Genomic DNA, 17,255 nt, shown 5'->3' on the forward strand with positions numbered 1-17,255 from the left:
GTCGACCGATTTCCGGCGGGCGGCGCCGCCCGGCAGGGCCGGTGCCCGGGGCCGCCGAGCGGCGGGCCGCCTACGATGGGGCTGCCATGGAACCCGACCCGGTGGAGGCCCGGCCGTGAAGCTCAAGCTGGACCTGCACGACATCTACAACAAGGGCACCGACATCGACCGTGCCCTGCGCGGGATCATGGACGAGGCGGTGGCGAAGAAGGCCACCCTCGTGGAGATCATCCCCGGCAAGGGTTCCGGCCAGCTCAAGAAGCGGGTGCTGCGGTTCCTCGACCAGAAGGACGTCAAGGCGCTCTACCACCGGGTCGAGAAGGACTCGAAGAACTTCGGCCGCCTCTTCATCCATTTCCGCTGGAAGTAGCGACGGTGGCCTGGTGGCTACCGCTACCGGCCGTCCGGGCAGCTGTTGTACGGTCGCCAGGTGATCGTCGAGGAGCACTGGTGGAACGGGGACGCGACGGCGCGAGGACGTCGTGACGTCTATATCCGCACCGACGGTCGGCGCTGGGAGGTGCAGGCGCAGATCGGTGGTGCGAACGGCCGGTCGAAGGTGCTGGAGTGCCACAGCCGTAGTTCGGCGGCCATCCTTGCGGGGGCCTGGCGCGGGGCCGACCCGGCCTGGCGCGAGGTGCTCCGCTGAGCGGCACCGGCTGCTGATCCCGGCCGGGAGGGTTCGCCCCGGCCGGGACCACTCGTCGTCCCGGCTACCAGGTTTCCTCGGGTGACCGGATTCAGAGCGGGTACGTGCGGGCCACCGCGAGCAGCTCCGAGCTGTGTGAGCCGACGACGCCGACGTCCGGTGGGCGGGGGCGGAAGCCGGGGAGCGCGTCCAGGCCGTCGCTGGCGTCCATCGCGCGGAACGCCACCTGGCCCGCCTTCGGTGCCACCGTCAGCGTCACCTCGATGCCCTCGGCCGGCGGAGCGTGGACGACCACCCCGAAGCCCCAGCGGCCCTCGCGCGGCTCGACCGGCACCGACCGGCCGGCCACCTCCGCGCGCAGCACGGTCGCCGTGCCGGCGTCGACGTGCAGGGCGGCCAGGCGGGCCGGCCGCTGCGGCGTGAGCCGTAGCCGCAGGGTGCGTTCCGCACCGGCGGTGGTGTCGGCGAGGACGTCCAGCCTCGGCGCGGGCAGGCCCGCCGCCTGGGCCGGACCGGCCAGCAGCCGCTCGTGCCCGAAGGCCGGGAACTCGTCGGCCACGGAGACGGGGGCGCCGTCCACGTACCCGTCGGTCCACGGCCGCGGCTCGGCCTCGTGGCTGAGCCAACGGGCCTGGCCGGTGCCGGCGTCGAGCGCGTACATCAGGTGGGTCGGCACGGGGTGCGCGGCGTCGAACCGGTCGACGCCGAGCCCGACGCCGGCGAACACCACGGCCGCGAGCGTCGCGGCGGCGGCCGGCAGCGCGCCGAGCCGGCGGGCCTGGAGGGCGACCGTCCCGCGCTGCCCGCCGGCCTGCGGGTGCAGCAGGTCGACCACGGGCAGCGCCGCCAGGCCGAGCAGCACCGCCACGAGCGCGGCGACACCACCCATCGCCATGCCGAGCGCGGGGAAGAGCAGCACGACGGTGGGCAGCAGCACCACCACGGCCACCGCGCCGGCCAGCGTCACCGCGACCACCGGCCACGGCCCGTCGATCCGCGTGGCGAGCGCGACGAGCCCGGCGAGGGCGCCGGCCAGGGCGGGCAGGGTCACCAGGTACGCGCCACCGGGCACCAGCACGGCCAGCAGCACCCCGAGCAGGGCCAGCCACCCGAGCGCGCCGACGGCCAGCGCGGCCGGGCCGATCCGCCGGCGGGTGAGGGCGTACCAGGTGAACAGGAGCGCCGCGGCGAGCGCCAGCACGGCGAGCCGGTACCAGGTGGGCCGGTACGGGTCGAGCAGTTCGGCGTAGCCGGGGCGTGCCGCGGTGATCCCCGCCCAGAGCAGGGTCGCGCCGACCGGGGCGGCCACCAGCGGCACGAGCGCCAGGCCGAAGCCGGCGGCCAACCGGCCGGTGGTCACCCGCCCCCGGCGCCGGGCGAGCCAGCCGAGCGCGACCACGCCGGCGAGCGCGAGCAGCGCCAGCGGCAGCACCAGCCAGCCCGGGTAGCGGACCAGCCCACCGGGGACGGGGAAGTACGTGGCGTCGTGCCCGGCGTCGAGCGTCGCCAGGTCGACCCGGCCGAACTCGCGGGCCAGGCCGAGCGTGTTGTCGCCGTGGTGCTGGAGGCTGGCCCGGTCCATCGCGGCCGGCGTGTCCAGCGGGGTGTGGTAGATCGCCCCGCCGTCGATGTACGCCGAGTTCAGCCCGACGAAGCCGGCCTCGTCGAGGAAGGCGGTGAAGTCGGTGTCGTTCGGCAGGGCGCGGTAGATCTCGACCGCGAACGAGGTGCCCACGGGGTGCGGCGCGGCCCGGCCGAAGGCGTCGACCAGGGCGGCGTTCCGTTCGGACGTCTCGAACATGATCACCGGCCCGGTCGAGCCCCGCGCCTCCAGGTTCAGCACGACCCCGCCGTCCGCGGCGAGGGGGTGGGCCGACGCGAACGCGGCCGCGCCGCACAGGCACGCCTCCTCGGCGTCGGTGAGCACGAAGATGACGTCGTTGCGGGGCCGCGGTCCGGCGGTGAGCGCCCGGGCCACCTCCAGGATGGTCGAGGTGCCGGCGGCGTCGTCGTTGCCGCCCGGCCCCACCTGGACGGAGTCGTAGTGCGCGACGAGGAAGACCTTCCCGGTCGGGTCGGTGCCGGGAAGGCGGGCCACCACGTTGCGTACCCGGGCCAGGGTCGCGCCCCCGGCCGCGCCGCTGAGCTGGCCGGCCTCGGGGGCGACCGTGTCCTGCACCTCGGTCTCCAGGCCGAGGCCGCGCAGCACCCCGACCAGGTGTTCGCGGACCTGGTCGTTGGCCGGGCTGCCGGCCACGTGGGTGCGGGCCGCGACGACCCGCACGTGCTCGTACGCCCGCGCCGCGCTGAACTCGCCGGGCGCCGTGTCGGCCGGGCGCGGCTCGGGGGCGCGCAGGTCGAGCAGGGTGACGGCGCCGACCGCGACGAGCGCGACCAGCGCGGCCACGGCGGCGGCGAGGCGCCGGCGGGGTCGGGCCAGGGCGCGGTCGGCGGAGCGGACCAGCGCGGTGGCGGCGGCGGACCGGCGCTTCGTGGTCGGAAGGGGAGGTACGCCCACGGGGACTCCTCGGGGTGCGGGTGGCACCATCCTGCACCCCGCCGGGCGCCGGCGGGACTGCCGGTGCGGCCGGTCTCGACGACGGCTTGCCGGATTCATCCCCTCTGCGCCGGCCCGTCCCGTGATCGGGGGCATCGGGCGTCGAGCCGAGGCCGTCGTGTTGTGTGGGACCGTTGTCTAATACAGGATCAGCAGGGCACTCGGAAGGAGCCCCGACATCACCAGCGAACTTCCGCGTCTCGCGGCGGTGACCCGGCCGCACCGGGGGGCCGGCCTGGCCGGCCCTTCCGTCGTGGGCCGGGCCGAACCGGTCGGCGCTCTCGGGCACCACGGCACCGTGCCACCCGGCGAGCGGCTGCGCGTGCTGCTGGTCGAGGACGACGAGGGCGACGCCTTCCTGGTCGGCGAGCTGCTCGCCGAGACCAACTCGGGCATCGACCTGCTGGTGGCGACCAGCCTGCGCGACGCCCGCAAGCGGGTGATGGGTGTGGACTGCGTCCTGCTCGACCTCGGCCTGCCGGACGCGCAAGGCATCGACGGGCTGCGCCAGGTGCTGGAGATGGCCAGCGGCGCGGCGGTGTGTGTCCTCACCGGCCGGTCCGACGAGCACCTCGGCATCGTCGCGGTCGCCGAAGGCGCACAGGACTACCTGGTCAAGGGCCAGGTCGACGGGGTGCTGCTGACCCGTGCCCTGCGGTACGCGGTGGAGCGCAAGCGGGCCGACGAGAACGCCCGCCGGCTGCGCGAGGTGGAGCTGCGCCAGGCCGAGTCGGCCCGCCTGGAGCGCGGCCTGCTGCCGCAGCCGCTGATGACGACCGACCAGGTCGCGGTGCACACCTTCTACCGGCCGGGCCGGCACGCCGCCCTGATCGGCGGCGACTTCTTCGACGTGGTGCAGACCCGCCCCGACCGCCTCGACCTGATCGTCGGCGACGTCTGCGGGCACGGTGTGGACGAGGCGGCGCTCGGCGTCGAGCTGCGGGTCGCCTGGCGGGCGCTGATCCTGGCCGGGGTGCCGGACGACGAGGTGCTGCCGGCGCTGGAGCAGGTGTTGATGAGCGAGCGCCGGCTCCAGGAGATCTTCGCGACCGTCGCCACCACCCGGCTGCACCTGGACGCCAACCGGGCCACCGTGCGGCTGGCCGGGCACCCGCCGCCGCTGCTGCTTCGCGGGGGGCGGGTCGCACCCGTCCCGGCGACCGGCGGGCTGCTGCTGGGCGTACGGCCCCGGCGGCCGGTCGCGTACGACCTGCAGTTCGACACCGAGGACTGGTCCCTGTTGATGTACACCGACGGTCTGATCGAGGGGCGTGTGGGCGAGGGCGACGAGCGCCTGGACGTCGACGGCCTGGCGGGCCTGCTCGCCGACCCGGCCACCGCCGGGGTGCCCCTGCCCGAGCTGCCGGCCTGGCTGGTCGGCCGGGCTGAGCAGCTCAACGGCGGCCCACTGGCCGACGACGTCGCCATGCTGCTGGTCACCCGCGGCGGTGGCCGGTGACGACCGGGGCCCAGGGCTGGACGCTCCGCCGCCGCGTGGTCGCGCTGCTCGCGGTGGTCGGCGTCCTGCTGAGCATCCTGGTCGCCGCCGTCATCGGGGCGGCCGCCCAGAACCGCCAGTACACCCACGAGGTGCTGGACCGCTGGGGCCCGCTGCGGGCGCAGTCCCAGGAACTGCTCGCGGTCCTGGTCAACCAGGAGACCGCGGTCCGCGGCTACGCGGTCACCGGTGACCGGGCGAACCTGACGCCGTACACCGAGAGCCTGGACCGCGAGCAGGACCTCTACCGGGGGATGCGGTCGTTGGTCGGCACGTACCCGGACCTGGCGCGGCAGTTGGACACGGTGGAGTCGCGCGCCGCCGCCTGGCGGGGCGCGGTCGCCGAACCGGTCATCCAGGCCACCACGCAGGGCGGGACGGCGGCCGGTCAGGCGCTGATCGGCGACGAGAGCCGGCAACGCTTCGACGGCATCCGCGCCTCGCTCGCCGCGCTCCAGGAGGGCATCCTGGCCGAGCGCGAGGAGGGCGCACAGAACATCTACCGGACCAGCACGCTGGTGGTCGTGCTGCTGATCGTGGCCGCGCTGGTGGTCGTCGTCGCCGGTGGGGTGCTGCTGGTCTCGCTGGACCGGATCGTGGTCCGTCCGCTGACCGACCTGGCCGGGCAGGTCCGGGAGGTCGCCGAGGGTGACTACCGGCACCGGATCGCCGGCTCCGGCCCCCCGGAGTTCCTCATGGTCGCGACCGACGTGGACGCCATGCGGCAGAAGATCGCGAAGGACCTCGACGAGGTACGCGAGGCCCGTGAGCGGATCGAATGGGTCAACAGCCAACTCCAGAAGCAGGCCGAGGAGCTGACCCGCTCGAACCGTGACCTGGAGCAGTTCGCGTACGTCGCCTCCCACGACCTGCAGGAGCCGCTGCGCAAGGTGGCGAGCTTCTGCCAGCTGCTGCAGCGCCGGTACGCGGGTCAACTCGACGAGCGCGCCGACCAGTACATCGCGTTCGCCGTGGACGGGGCGCAGCGGATGCAGCGGCTCATCAACGACCTGCTCGCCTTCTCCCGGATCGGCCGGCTCACCACCGGCTTCACCGAGGTCGACCTCAACAAGGTGATGGGTGACGTGGCGGCGCAGACCGAGGCCGCCCGCCAGTACACCGACGCGGAGCTGACCTGGGGCGAGCTGCCGGTGATCCGGGGCGAGGAGCCGCTGCTGACGAACCTGCTGGCCAACCTCGTCAGCAACTCGATCAAGTTCCGGCGCCCGGACGTCCCGCCGAAGGTGCACGTGTCGGCCCGGCTGGTCGGCGACGAGTGGGAGATCAGCTGCGCGGACAACGGCATCGGGATCGAGCCGGAGTTCGCCGACAAGATCTTCGTCATCTTCCAGCGGCTGCACGCGAAGGACGCGTACCCGGGGACCGGCATCGGGCTGGCCATCGTCAAGAAGATCGCCGAGTACCACGGCGGTCGGGTCTGGGTCGACACCAGCCTCGCCGAGGGGACGGCGATCCGTTTCACGCTGCCCGCGCTGCCCGAGGACGTGCGCGCCGCCGAGGGCGACGACACCGGGGAGGCCGCGACTGCCGGCACGACCGCCGGCACGACCGACGGGCCGACGGACGACGGGTCGGGCGGTCGCGTGGACGGTGGACCGGCGGGAGACCCGATGACCGGTGCCGGGCCGACGGACGGCGACGCGGACGGCGCCGGAACGGCGGACGGCCCCGGCGGCGAGCGGGGAAGCGGTAGAACGGGTGACATGAGGGAGACGGTGGGATGACCGTGCCGGCGGACGGCAACAGCCCGATCGAGGTGCTGCTGGTCGAGGACGACCCGGGCGACGTGCTGATGACCCAGGAGGCGTTCGAGGAGCACAAGCTCCGCAACCGCCTGACCGTGGTGTCCGACGGTGCCGAGGCCCTGGCGTACCTGCGGCGTGAGGGGCCGTACGCGGACGCGGTCCAGCCGGACCTGATCCTGCTCGACCTGAACCTGCCCCGCCGGGACGGGCGCGAGGTGCTCGAAGAGATCAAGAAGGACGAGCAGCTGTGCCGGATCCCGGTCGTGGTCCTCACCACCTCGCAGGCCGACGAGGACATCCTGCGCAGCTACCAACTCCACGCGAACGCGTACGTGACCAAGCCGGTGGACTTCGAGCGGTTCATCTCGGTGGTGCGTCAGATCGACGAGTTCTTCGTCAGCGTGGTCAAGCTCCCGCCGCGTGGCTGACACCCTGCTCGACGACGTCGGTGGGCTGCTGCGCGAGGCGGCCGACCAGGCCGTGCTGCCGTTGTTCCGCAAGCTCGACGACGACGACGTCGCGGAGAAGGCCCCGGGCGACCTGGTCACCGTCGCCGACCGGGCGGCCGAGGAGCTGATCTCGGCGGGCCTGCGCCGCCTGCGGCCGGGGTCGGTGGTGGTCGGCGAGGAGGCGGTCGCCGACGATCCGGGCCTGCTGCGGCACCTGCGCGGCTCAGGTGACGTGTGGCTGGTGGACCCGATCGACGGCACCGGGAACTTCGCGGCCGGCCGCCGCCCCTTCGCGCTGATGGTGGCGCTGCTGACCGACGGGGAGCCGGCCGCCGCGTGGGTGCTCGACCCGCTGGCGGACACCCTGGCCATGGCTCGGGCCGATGCCGGGACGTACCTCGGCGGGCGGCCGGTGCGGACGGACGACGCGCCCTCCGCGCCCGGTGACCTGCGCGGCGCCGCGATGTTCCGCTTCCTGCCGTCCCCGGCCCGGGCGCGGGTGGAGGCCGGCGGCGCGCGGCTGGGCGAGCTGCTCCCCGGCCAGCACTGCGCCGGCCGGGAGTACCTGGACGTGCTCACCGGCGACCAGCAGTTCGTGCTCTTCTGGCGCACCCTGCCGTGGGATCACGCCCCCGGCACCCTCCTGGTGCGGGCGGCCGGCGGTGTCGCCCGGCGGTTCGACGGCACCGAGTACCACCCGGCCGACGAGGGGCACGGGTTGCTCGTCGCCGCGAACGAGCGGGTGTGGACCGCGGTACGGGACGCGCTGCTCGGCGGAGCGTGACCGGAACCGCGACGGAGCGTCGATGTTCGATGGTCTGCCGAGTCGCGGGCCTGGTCAGCGGCGAGCGGTCCGGTATCGTGTCCGGCGGTCTCCGCCCGCAGGCCGCCACCGGCGCCCGGCGGGGCCGCCGCCGCGCAGTGGCACCGACCGGGGGCCGGCGGCCGACGGAAGGATGGACGTGCGTACGACCCTGCCCCGCGGGCGTCGCGGCCCGCTGATCGCCCTCCTCGCCGCCGTGGCGCTGCTCCTCGGCGTCGGTGCGGTGCCCGCGTACGCGGAGCCCAACGAGGGCGGGACGAAGAAGCTGCGGGACGCCCTGGCGGCCACCGCCAAGGCGCACATCGAGGCGACCACCAAGCTGGAGAACTCCAAGCGGCGGCAGAAGGCGCTGACCGCCGAGGTCCAGGCGCTCGAGGTGCGCCTGGTCGACCTGACCGCCCAGGTGGCGGAGGTGGCGGCGCAGTCGTACCGGCTGGGCCGGCTCACCTCGGCGGCGATGCTGCTGGAGAGCTCGTCGCCGGAGGCGTTCCTGGAGCGGGTGGCGAGCCTGGACACGATGGCCCAGCGCGACGGCCGGAAGGTGCGGGAGCTGACTGAGGCCCGGCAGGCGGCGCGGGACGCCAAGATCGCCATCGACGTCGAGGTCCGCGAGCAGACCAAGCAGGTCGCCGTGCTGGCCAAGAACAAGAAGGCGGCCGAGGCGGCACTCGCGTCGGTCAGCTCCGGGGGCAGCTCCGGCTTCAGCGGTTCGTCGGCCAGCGCCAGGCCGGCCCCACGCAACTCGGACGGCTCGTGGCCGTCGGAGTCCTGCTCGGTGGACGACCCGACCACCTCGGGCTGCATCACCCCGCGCACGCTGCACATGCTCCAGCAGTCCAAGGCGGCCGGCTTCACGCGGCACTCCTCCTGCCACCGCAGCGGCGGCGACGGCGAGCACCCGAAGGGGCGGGCCTGTGACTTCTCCGCCGCCACGGGCGGCTTCGAGAACGTCTCCGCGACCGGCGGCGACAAGACGTACGGTGATCGCCTGGCCGCGTACCTGAAGAACAACGCGAGCCGCCTCGGCGTGATGTACGTGATCTGGTACCGGCAGATCTGGATGCCGAGCACCGGATGGCGGTCGTACAGCGGTGGGGGCAGCCCCGCCGCCGACCACACAAACCATGTTCACGTTTCGATGTACTGACCCGGGCGGTCAGGTTCGCTGCGTACCATCGCGCGGGTGAACCCTGCATCGTCCGACGTCACGGTCCCGCCGGCCCGACCCGCGCCGGCGACCGGCCGGGCCCTGCCCACCGGGCTCGCCGCGTTCCTGGTCTTCTTCTCCAGCGGCGCGGTCCTGGTGCTGGAGACCGCCGCGCTGCGCCTGGTCGGCCCGTACGTCGGGGTGACGCTCCAGGTGACCAGTTCGGTCATCGGCATCGCGCTGGCCGCCATCGCGTACGGGGCGTGGGCCGGCGGGTGGCTGGCCGACCGGCGGGACCCGCGTACCCTGCTGGCGCCGGCCCTGGTGCTGGCCGGCATCGCCACCGCGGTGACCCTGCCCGCGGTCCGCTACGCCGGTGAGGTGCTGCGCGGTGGCGCCGCCAGCGCGATCCTCCTGCTCGTCGCGCTCGCCGTGTTCATTCCGGCGATGCTGCTGTCGGCGGTCACCCCGATGGTGGTCAAGCTCCAGCTCGCCGACCTGCGCCGCACCGGCCAGGTCGTCGGCCGGCTCTCCTCGATCGGCACGCTGGGCGCCGTCACGGCCACCCTGGTCACCGGCTTCGTGCTGGTGGCGGCCCTGCCCAGCACGGTGATCCTGCTCGGCCTGGCGGTGTCCCTCGGGGTCACCGGGCTGGCCCTCGGCGGGTGGCTGCGCCGGAGCGCCGGCGCGCAGCTGACCGGCCCGGCCCGGGTGTCGGCGAGCCTCGCGGTGCTCGGCCTGGTCGGCGCCGGCCTGACCGCCGTCGCGCCGAACCCGTGCGACATCGAGACCGCGTACCACTGCGCCCGGGTCGAGGCCGACCCCCGCCGGGAGGGCGGGCGCACGCTGCTGCTCAACTCGGCGGAGCACTCGTACGTGGACCTGGCCGACCCGACCCACCTGGAGTACGCGTACACGAAGTGGATCGGCGCGGTGGCGGACGTGGCGGCACCGGCCGGGCGGCGGCTCGACGCGCTGCACCTCGGTGGGGGCGGGTTCACCGTGCCGCGGTACCTGACCGCCACCCGCCCGGGCACCGGCAACGTCGTGTTCGAGATCGACGGCGGGCTGGTCACGCTGGGCGAGGAGAAGCTCGGCGTACGCCAGGGACCGGACCTGCGCGCGGTGGTGGGCGACGCCCGGATGCTGGTGGCCGACGAGCCCGCGGGCAGTCGTGACCTGGTGGTGGGGGACGCGTTCGGGCACCTGGTGGTGCCCTGGCACCTCGCCACCCGCGAGATGGCCGCCGAGATCCGCCGGGTGACCCGCCCCGGCGGGGTGTACGTGCAGAACGTCATCGACTACCCGCCGATGCGGTTCATCCGCAGCGAGGTCGCCACCGTGGCCGCCGAGTTCCGGCACGTCGCCCTGATCGCCCCGCCCGCCGCGCTCGCCGGCGACAAGGGCTCGAACTTCCTCATCGTCGCCTCGGACGCCCCGCTGCCGCTGGAGGCGGTCCGCACCCGGCTCGACCGGGTCGACCCGTCGGTGACCGTGCTCGACGACGAGGCGCTGGGCGATTTCGTCGGCGACGCGCTGGTGCTGACCGACGACTACGCCCCGGTGGACCAACTGCTCGCCACCGCCTGATCGGGTGACTTCGCGAACCGAATCCGGTTCGGAGGTGTAGCCCGGCCGGTCCGGGGCAACAACGATCCCCATGGGAGGGGTCCGCGACGGCGCGCAACTGCTCGGTGAGCGGTACCGGCTGATCGAGCAGCTCGGTGCCGGCGGCATGTCGGTGGTCTGGCGGGGCTACGACGAGGTGCTCGGCCGCCAGGTGGCGGTCAAGGTGCTCGCCTCCCGGCTCGCCAGCGACCGGGCCTTCCGGCACCGGATCCGGGTCGAGGCCCAGGCCGCCGCCCGGCTGTGCCACCCCAACATCACCAACGTGTACGACTACGGCGAGTCCGAGCAGGTCGGGCTGACCGTGCCGTACGTGGTCATGGAACTGATCGACGGCGAGTCCCTGACCGGGCGGCTGCGGCGGGGACGGCTGCCCTGGCGGGAGGCGGTGACGGTCGGTGCGGAGGTGGCGTCCGCACTGGCCACCGCCCACGCGCGCGGGGTGGTGCACCGGGACGTCACGCCCGGCAACATCATGCTGACGGCGACCGGCGTCAAGGTCGTCGACTTCGGCATCTCGGCGCTGGTGGGGGAGAAGGAGAAGGGCCCGGACGGGGCGCTGCTCGGCACCCCCGCGTACCTGGCCCCGGAGCGGCTCGACAACGGTGACGTGTCACCGGCCACCGACGTGTACGCGGTGGGGCTGCTGCTCTACCGCATGCTCACCGGCCGGCTCCCCTGGGAGGCGAGCACCACCACGCAGATGCTGCGCGCGCACATGTACAACGACCCCGAGCCGATGCCGCCGGTGCCGGGGCTCCCCGACGAGGTCGCCGACCTGGTGCGCCGCTGCCTGGCGAAGCGCCCCGAGGACCGGCCGGTCACCGCCGAGGTCGCGCGTACGCTCGCGGCGGCCGCCGGCATGGTCGCCGCCGTGCCGGTCTCCCCGGCTCCCGGTGGCCTCGTCGACGCGACCACCGTGGCGAACCTCGGCACCACGATCCTGCCCTGGTCGGCGTCGACCGACGCGCTGCCCTTCTCCCGCAAGCGCAACCGGCGGGCGCTGGCCCGGCGGCGGCGGGTGGAGGCCGGGGTGGCCGCCGCGGGGCTGGTCGCGGTGACGGCCACGATGTGGGGGGTGACCTCCGGCAGTTCGGCGAGCGGCGGCGTCGACCAGCCGACCGAGGTGCGGATGGGCGCGGAGGAGGAGATCTCCTGCCGGGTGACGTACGCGCTGCGTACCGATTCGGGTAAGGACTTCGCGGCGGAGGTGTCGCTCACCAACACCGGTGGCCGGGAACTGCGCGACTGGCGGCTCGCCTTCGCCTTCCCCGCCCAGCAGACGGTGACCAAGGCGTCGCCGGTGCCGGTCCGCCAGGAGGGTCGGAACGTCCACGTGCGGCCCGCGCCCGAGCGGGCCGCGCTGGCCCCCGGCGGGACCGAGAAGTTCACGCTCACCGGTCGCTACACCGGGGTGAATCCGCTGCCGGTGGAGTTCCGCATCGCCGACGAACTGTGCGGCGTCCAGGTCTCCGGGGTGGCGGGAACGGTCCCCAGCACAGCCCCCGCCACGAAGGCGCCGGTGAAGAAGGCGCCGGCGAAGAAAGCGCCGGCGAAGAAGGCGGCGACGAAGAAGGCGGCGACGTCCCGGGATTCCGGCTCGTCCGCGACCAAGGCCAAGCGCGGCGGCGCTGGCAAGGGTGGCGGGATGAACGTCGTGGAGCGGGACGACGACGATGACGACGATGACGACGACGAGGGCGATGACGACTGAGCGCGCGGCGCTCAGCTGAGCGCCGCGAACCGCTGTACCGCGTCGATGCTCCCCTCCACGATCAGCATGCTTCCGGGTGCCGGCACGGTGGCGTCGGTGGCGTACCGGAACCGCTCGTCCGGGAGCTTGACCCCGACGACCCGGACGTTGTATTGGTCCGCCGGCCGCAACTCGGCGAGGGGACGCCCGGTCATGCTCGGTGGGGCGAGCACCTTGGCGATCGCGAAGTCGTCGCCGAACTCGATGAAGTCGAGCATCTTGCTGACGATCAGGTGCGCCACCCGCTCACCGGTCTCCCGCTCGGGAAAGATCACGTGGTGGGCGCCGACCGACGACAGGATCTTGGCGTGCTTGCTCGACGTCGCGCGGGCCCACACCTGCGGCACGCCCAGCTCGACCAGCGCGAGCACGGTGAGCACGCTCGCCTCGACCGAGTCGCCGATCGCCACCACGGCCCGCTCGACGTCCTCCACGCCGAGCTGCCGGAGGACGCTCTCGTCCGTCGCGTCGGCCTGCACCACCCGGTCGAGCTGGGCCGACCAGCGCTGCACCGGGGCGGCGTCCCGGTCGATCGCCAGGACCTGGTGTTTCTGCTGGATCAGGGAGCCGGCCAGGTGCGACCCGAACCGGCCCAGTCCGATCACCACGATGCCACTGGGTTCGGAAGTGTTAGCCGACAATGGGTTGCTCCTCCGGGTAGCGGTACAGCCTGCGCCGGGTGTTCAACGCGATCGCCGACCCGAGGGTCAGCGGCCCGACCCGGCCGATGTACATGAGGACGATCAGGACGAGCTGCCCGCCGTGGGGCAGTTCCGCGGCGATGCCGAGGGACAGGCCGGTGGTGGTGAACGCCGAGGTCGTCTCGAACAGCGCGGCGTGGTATGGCACTCCCTCGGTGAGCAGGATCAGGGCCACGGTGCCGGCGACCACCAGCGCCACCCCGAGCAGCGCCACCGTGATGGCCTGGCGCTGGCTGGCGGTGGCGACCCGCCGGTGCCCGACCGTGACGTCCGGCTCGCCGCGTAGCTCGGCCCAGATGACGAAGGCGAGCAGAAAGAACGTGCTGACCTTGATGCCGCCGGCCGTGCTCGCACTGCCACCACCGATGAACATCAACGCGATGATCAACGGAATGCTCTCCTCGCCGAGCGCGTCGATGTCGACGACGTTGAACCCGCCGGTGCGGATGAAGGCGTTCTGGGTGAACGCGATCAGCGTCTTCTGCGGCCAGGAGTGGATGCCCAACGTGTACGGGTTGGACCAGTCGAACAGGAGCAGGGCGCCGGAGCCGAGCACCAGCAGCACGAGGCTGCCCCAGACGGTGAGCTTGGTGGCCACCGCCCAGCCCGCCGGGTGCCGCCACTCGCGGACGGCCTCGAAGAGGGCCGGGAAGCCGAGCCCGCCGACGATACTTCCGAAGGCGAGCGGCAGAGTGATCCACGGGTCCTGGGAGAAGCCGATGAGGTTGTCGGTGTAGAGGGCGAAGCCGCCGTTGTTGAAGGACTGGACGGCGTGGAAGACGCCGATCCAGAGCGCCCTGCCGAGCTCGTAGTCGTAGCGGCCCGACAGTCGCAGCGTCAGGATCGCCATGATGATCAGTTGGCAGCCCAGTGAGGTGGCGGCGATGCGCAGCAGCAGGCGCCGGATGTCGCCGATTCCGAACTCGGCGGTCTCGGCCTGCACGAGCAGCCGGTTTCGCAGCCCGAGCCGGCGGGCCACCGCGAGGATGACCAGCGTCGCGCCGGTGAGGATGCCGAGCCCGCCGATCTGCGTGAGCACGGTGATCATCGCCAGGCCGAACTCGGTCCAGTAGTTCGGGGTGTCCACCACCGTCAGGCCGGTCACCGAGATCGCCGACGTCGCGGTGAACAGCGCGATCATGAAGGGGGTGTACCGCTGCTGGCCGGTCGCCCACGGCAGCATGAGCAGCAGCGTGCCGACCAGGATCGCCAGGCCGAACCCGATCGGCACCAGGCGGACGGGGCGACGCAGCAGCCAGCGCACCCGACAATCTTCACTTTTCCCTCCAGGTGGTGGTGGCGGAAACGGCATCCCGGAGGGTTCATCCGCCGGCCAGGAACCGACCACCCAGCCGTCAACGTCGACGGTTCTGCTGAGGCGGTTGCCCCTGACGAACGACAGGAGACGGCGTTGCGACGACGCACCCTTTCCGCCCTCGGCCTGGCCGGTGCCCTGCTCGCGGCCACGGTGGCCGTCCCGGCCGTGACCGCCTCCGCCGACCCGGCACCGGCCGCCGACCGGTCCCGCGCCGACGACCGCCCGATCGTGATCGGCCATCGCGGCGCGAGCGGCTACCGGCCCGAGCACACCCTGGAGGCGTACCGGCTGGCGATCCGGCAGGGCGCCGACTACATCGAGCCGGACCTGGTCGCCACCCGCGACGGCGTGCTGGTCGCGCGGCACGAGAACGAGATCGGCGGTACGACCGACGTGGCGGCCCGGCCGGAGTTCGCCGCCCGCAGGACCACCAGGACCATCGACGGCGTGGCGGTGACCGGCTGGTTCACCGAGGACTTCACCCTCGCCGAGCTGAAGACCCTGCGCGCCAAGGAGCGGCTGCCGCAGGTCCGGACGCAGAACACCGCCTTCGACGGGCAGTTCGAGGTGCCCACGCTCCAGGAGGTCGTCGACCTGGCCCGCGCCGAGGGCCGGGCCCGGGGCCGGACCATCGGCATCTACCCCGAGACCAAGCACCCGACGTACTTCGCCTCGATCGGGCTGCCGCTGGAGAAGCCGTTGGTCGAGGTGCTGCGGCGCAACAAGCTGACCCACCGGAACTCGCCGGTCATCATCCAGTCCTTCGAGACCGCCAACCTGCGCCAGCTCAACAAGGTCATCGACGTCAAGCTGGCCCAGCTGCTGAACGCCAGCGGCCGCCCGTACGACTTCACCGTCGCCGGCGACACCCGCACCTACCGGGACCTCGCCACGCCGGCCGGGCTGGAGTGGATCGCCGGGTACGCCGACGGCGTCGGCGTCAACAAGGACCTGATCGTTCCCCGCGACGCCACCGGCAAGCTGCTCGCCCCGACCACGCTCGTCCGGGACGCGCACCGGGAGAAGCTGATCGTGCACGCCTGGACGTTCCGGGCGGAGAACCAGTTCCTCCCGGCCGACCTCCGGATCGGCGCCGACCCGAACGCGCGCGGTGACATCCAGGCCGAGTACGAACTCTTCTACGGCCTGGGCCTGGACGGGGTCTTCACCGACCACCCGGACACGGCGGTCGCCGCCCGCGCCGGCCTGCCCCGCCGCTGACCCCGCTTCCCGCCCTGTCGGCCCGCCACCCCGGTTCCGGGTGGCGGGCCGACACCGTCTGTCCACGGCACGCCCGCCTCGACTTCGCGCCCGTGGCGCGCCTGACACCCCGGTGGCGTGCCGGGCGCGGGCCCTCTCTGGCGGGGCCGCACGAACGACCCGGCGACGAGCCTGGGGCGGTCGGCGCCTGGGGGTGGGGTGGGGTGGGCGATCGCCGTCCTGTGGACCTGATGACCTGGATGGATCAGCCCAGTTTCTATTTGATCAACTCAGTGCCGGCGGCATGGGGGTGTCCGGGGCGAGCGGATACCGCGATGCCGCCGGCATGGCGGCGATCAGCCGAGCTTCCCTCGGCCACCCGGCGGGACGGGTCACCGCCCGGGCTGCTCGGCGACGTAGGTGCCCCGGCCCGGTTGGCCGGTGATCAGTTCCCGATCGTGCAGGAGCGACAGGGCGCGGGAGGCCGTGTTCATGTGGACCTCGTAGGCCTCGGCCAGTTCCCGGGTGGACGGGAGTTTGTCGCCGGGCTTGAGTTCGCCGCTCTTGATCTTCGCGGCGATGTCGTTGGCGATGCGGCGATACGGGGCTTCTGCGGTGGGCATGGGAGGACTCCGGTTGGTTCGGCGTCTCCGATCATGCCCGGCCTACACCAGTAACTGCAACAAGTTCCCCCGTGTCGTCGCTCTGCAGGGCTCGACCTACACAAACATTTGGGGTAGCTTCTGCTTGTCCGGCTCCGGTTGGTTCGGCAAACCTCGGGGTCGGGCCCGAAAGTGGGCTCCGGGGTCGTACCGCCGATCAGGGCTGCGGTCGCGGGGCCGGCGGTCCGGTCCGCGTCCCCTATCGGCGGGCCGGGCCGCCCTCCAGGTCACGTCCATCGAGGAGGTCCGGATTGCGCACCGTGCTCAACCTGTTCCGCCGGAACAGACGCCAGCGGCCGGGGCGATCCCCGAACGGCGGGTGGTACCGGTCGGAGTCGTGCCGGCCGTTGACCGCCGGGCAGGTGCGGGACCGGCGGTTCCGGTCGGTACGGCGAGGGCTCGACCCGGCCGAGGTGCACGCGTTCCTGCACCGGGTGGCTTGCGAACTGGCCGCCACCCGGCGCGACCTCGTGACGGTCACCGAGGAGAACGTCCGGATCAAGCGGGCGCTGCGGAGCTGGCAGGCCCGGTTCGCGCCGGGGGCACGGCGGTGAGCCGGGACCGCTTCGTGGTGCACCTGCCGGTGCTCGCCACCGACCTGGCCGCCGCGAAGCGCTTCGCCCGCACGATCACCCGCTCGCTCGGCTTCCTGCCCGACATCGACCCGGCCGAGACGACGGTGTCGGAGGAGGACGCGCAGTTCGTACGCCATCGGGTCTTCTGCGACGCCCGGCTCGACGGCGCCGGCCGCTGCGCGCGCCCGGCCGACCACGACGGCCCCTGCGCCCCGCCACGGCGGTGACCCGCTGCCCGCCCGGCCGGCTGGCGGGGGCGAGCGGCGACGCTTCGGTGACCGGGCGGCAGCCTGCGGCGGATGACGTGCCCGGCGCCACGCATGGCCGGGAAGCGGCACGATCCTGGCTGATCCACCGACGACGTCAGCTCCACAGCTGCCGGTGGTCGCACCGGTGGGGCAGCTCGACAGCGCACCACCCGCGAATGCTCCGGCGCGCCAGGACCAGGGACGCGAAGCCGGAACGCGAGGCCGGAACGCGAAGCTTGGTGGCGGGGGGCGACACAGGGCCGACCGACACCGTGGCGGTGGC

General features: G+C 73.4%; 16 protein-coding genes. 12 read left to right on the forward strand and 4 right to left on the reverse strand.

The window, feature by feature from the left end; genetic code table 11:
- The first annotated feature begins 115 nt into the window (after positions 1 to 115).
- Together GKC29_RS07570 and GKC29_RS07575 are read left to right on the forward strand one after the other, a co-directional pair.
- Positions 116 to 370, forward strand: coding sequence for a Smr/MutS family protein (locus tag GKC29_RS07570; protein ID WP_155330145.1), 255 nt, complete (start codon positions 116 to 118; stop codon positions 368 to 370).
- Between the two features lie 60 nt (positions 371 to 430).
- Positions 431 to 649: a hypothetical protein gene (locus GKC29_RS07575; RefSeq protein WP_155330146.1), complete on the forward strand. Its 219-nt coding sequence runs from the start codon at positions 431 to 433 to the stop codon at positions 647 to 649.
- 91 nt (positions 650 to 740) lie between these two features.
- Here the strand turns inward: GKC29_RS07575 and GKC29_RS07580 are convergent, their stop codons facing one another.
- Positions 741 to 3,167, reverse strand: a complete 2,427-nt coding sequence (locus tag GKC29_RS07580) for a M28 family peptidase (protein WP_370463319.1) — start codon at positions 3,165 to 3,167, stop codon at positions 741 to 743.
- Between the two features lie 292 nt (positions 3,168 to 3,459).
- Here GKC29_RS07580 and GKC29_RS07585 point away from each other — a divergent pair, with 292 nt between their 5' ends.
- The 7 genes from GKC29_RS07585 to GKC29_RS07615 all read left to right on the forward strand — a co-directional run bounded on the left by GKC29_RS07585 (position 3,460) and on the right by GKC29_RS07615 (position 12,229).
- Positions 3,460 to 4,665 carry a PP2C family protein-serine/threonine phosphatase gene (locus GKC29_RS07585; RefSeq protein WP_155330148.1) on the forward strand — a complete coding sequence of 402 codons (1,206 nt, stop codon included), beginning with the start codon at positions 3,460 to 3,462 and terminating at the stop codon, positions 4,663 to 4,665.
- Positions 4,662 to 6,449 (forward strand): ATP-binding protein, encoded by a 1,788-nt coding sequence (locus tag GKC29_RS07590; RefSeq protein WP_155330149.1) that lies wholly within the window; start codon positions 4,662 to 4,664, stop codon positions 6,447 to 6,449. Before GKC29_RS07585 ends, GKC29_RS07590 begins: the two co-directional genes overlap by 4 nt.
- Positions 6,446 to 6,898 (forward strand): response regulator, encoded by a 453-nt coding sequence (locus tag GKC29_RS07595; protein WP_155330150.1) that lies wholly within the window; start codon positions 6,446 to 6,448, stop codon positions 6,896 to 6,898. The genes GKC29_RS07590 and GKC29_RS07595 overlap by 4 nt, the downstream gene beginning before the upstream one ends.
- Complete coding sequence (locus GKC29_RS07600) at positions 6,891 to 7,703, forward strand: inositol monophosphatase family protein (RefSeq protein ID WP_155330151.1); 813 nt, start codon at positions 6,891 to 6,893, stop codon at positions 7,701 to 7,703. Before GKC29_RS07595 ends, GKC29_RS07600 begins: the two co-directional genes overlap by 8 nt.
- A gap of 178 nt (positions 7,704 to 7,881) precedes the next feature.
- Positions 7,882 to 8,889, forward strand: coding sequence for a hypothetical protein (locus tag GKC29_RS07605; protein ID WP_155330152.1), 1,008 nt, complete (start codon positions 7,882 to 7,884; stop codon positions 8,887 to 8,889).
- Positions 8,890 to 8,925: 36 nt separating this feature from the next.
- Positions 8,926 to 10,479, forward strand: coding sequence for a fused MFS/spermidine synthase (locus GKC29_RS07610; RefSeq protein ID WP_155330153.1), 1,554 nt, complete (start codon positions 8,926 to 8,928; stop codon positions 10,477 to 10,479).
- A 70-nt stretch (positions 10,480 to 10,549) separates the two neighbouring features.
- A complete protein-coding gene (locus GKC29_RS07615; protein ID WP_155330154.1) occupies positions 10,550 to 12,229 on the forward strand; it encodes a serine/threonine-protein kinase in 1,680 nt (559 codons plus the stop codon).
- 11 nt (positions 12,230 to 12,240) lie between these two features.
- Here GKC29_RS07615 and GKC29_RS07620 read toward each other — a convergent pair whose 3' ends face one another.
- Positions 12,241 to 12,873: a TrkA family potassium uptake protein gene (locus GKC29_RS07620; RefSeq protein WP_366598294.1), complete on the reverse strand. Its 633-nt coding sequence runs from the start codon at positions 12,871 to 12,873 to the stop codon at positions 12,241 to 12,243.
- Between the two features lie 25 nt (positions 12,874 to 12,898).
- Positions 12,899 to 14,233: a TrkH family potassium uptake protein gene (locus tag GKC29_RS07625; protein ID WP_155330156.1), complete on the reverse strand. Its 1,335-nt coding sequence runs from the start codon at positions 14,231 to 14,233 to the stop codon at positions 12,899 to 12,901.
- A gap of 147 nt (positions 14,234 to 14,380) precedes the next feature.
- Between GKC29_RS07625 and GKC29_RS07630 the strand changes: the two genes are divergently transcribed.
- Positions 14,381 to 15,508 carry a glycerophosphodiester phosphodiesterase gene (locus tag GKC29_RS07630; RefSeq protein ID WP_230688952.1) on the forward strand — a complete coding sequence of 376 codons (1,128 nt, stop codon included), beginning with the start codon at positions 14,381 to 14,383 and terminating at the stop codon, positions 15,506 to 15,508.
- Positions 15,509 to 15,879: 371 nt separating this feature from the next.
- Here GKC29_RS07630 and GKC29_RS07635 read toward each other — a convergent pair whose 3' ends face one another.
- Positions 15,880 to 16,110, reverse strand: a complete 231-nt coding sequence (locus GKC29_RS07635) for a GntR family transcriptional regulator (RefSeq protein WP_155330157.1) — start codon at positions 16,108 to 16,110, stop codon at positions 15,880 to 15,882.
- A 299-nt stretch (positions 16,111 to 16,409) separates the two neighbouring features.
- Here GKC29_RS07635 and GKC29_RS07640 point away from each other — a divergent pair, with 299 nt between their 5' ends.
- Both GKC29_RS07640 and GKC29_RS07645 read left to right on the forward strand, forming a co-directional pair.
- Complete coding sequence (locus GKC29_RS07640) at positions 16,410 to 16,703, forward strand: DivIVA domain-containing protein (RefSeq protein WP_230689049.1); 294 nt, start codon at positions 16,410 to 16,412, stop codon at positions 16,701 to 16,703.
- Entirely contained in the window at positions 16,700 to 16,951 is a 252-nt protein-coding gene (locus GKC29_RS07645; RefSeq protein ID WP_155330159.1) for a hypothetical protein, read from the forward strand. The genes GKC29_RS07640 and GKC29_RS07645 overlap by 4 nt, the downstream gene beginning before the upstream one ends.
- Positions 16,952 to 17,255 lie beyond the last annotated feature (304 nt).

The organism is Micromonospora sp. WMMC415 (genome assembly GCF_009707425.1).
Taxonomy (GTDB): Bacteria; Actinomycetota; Actinomycetes; order Mycobacteriales; family Micromonosporaceae; genus Micromonospora.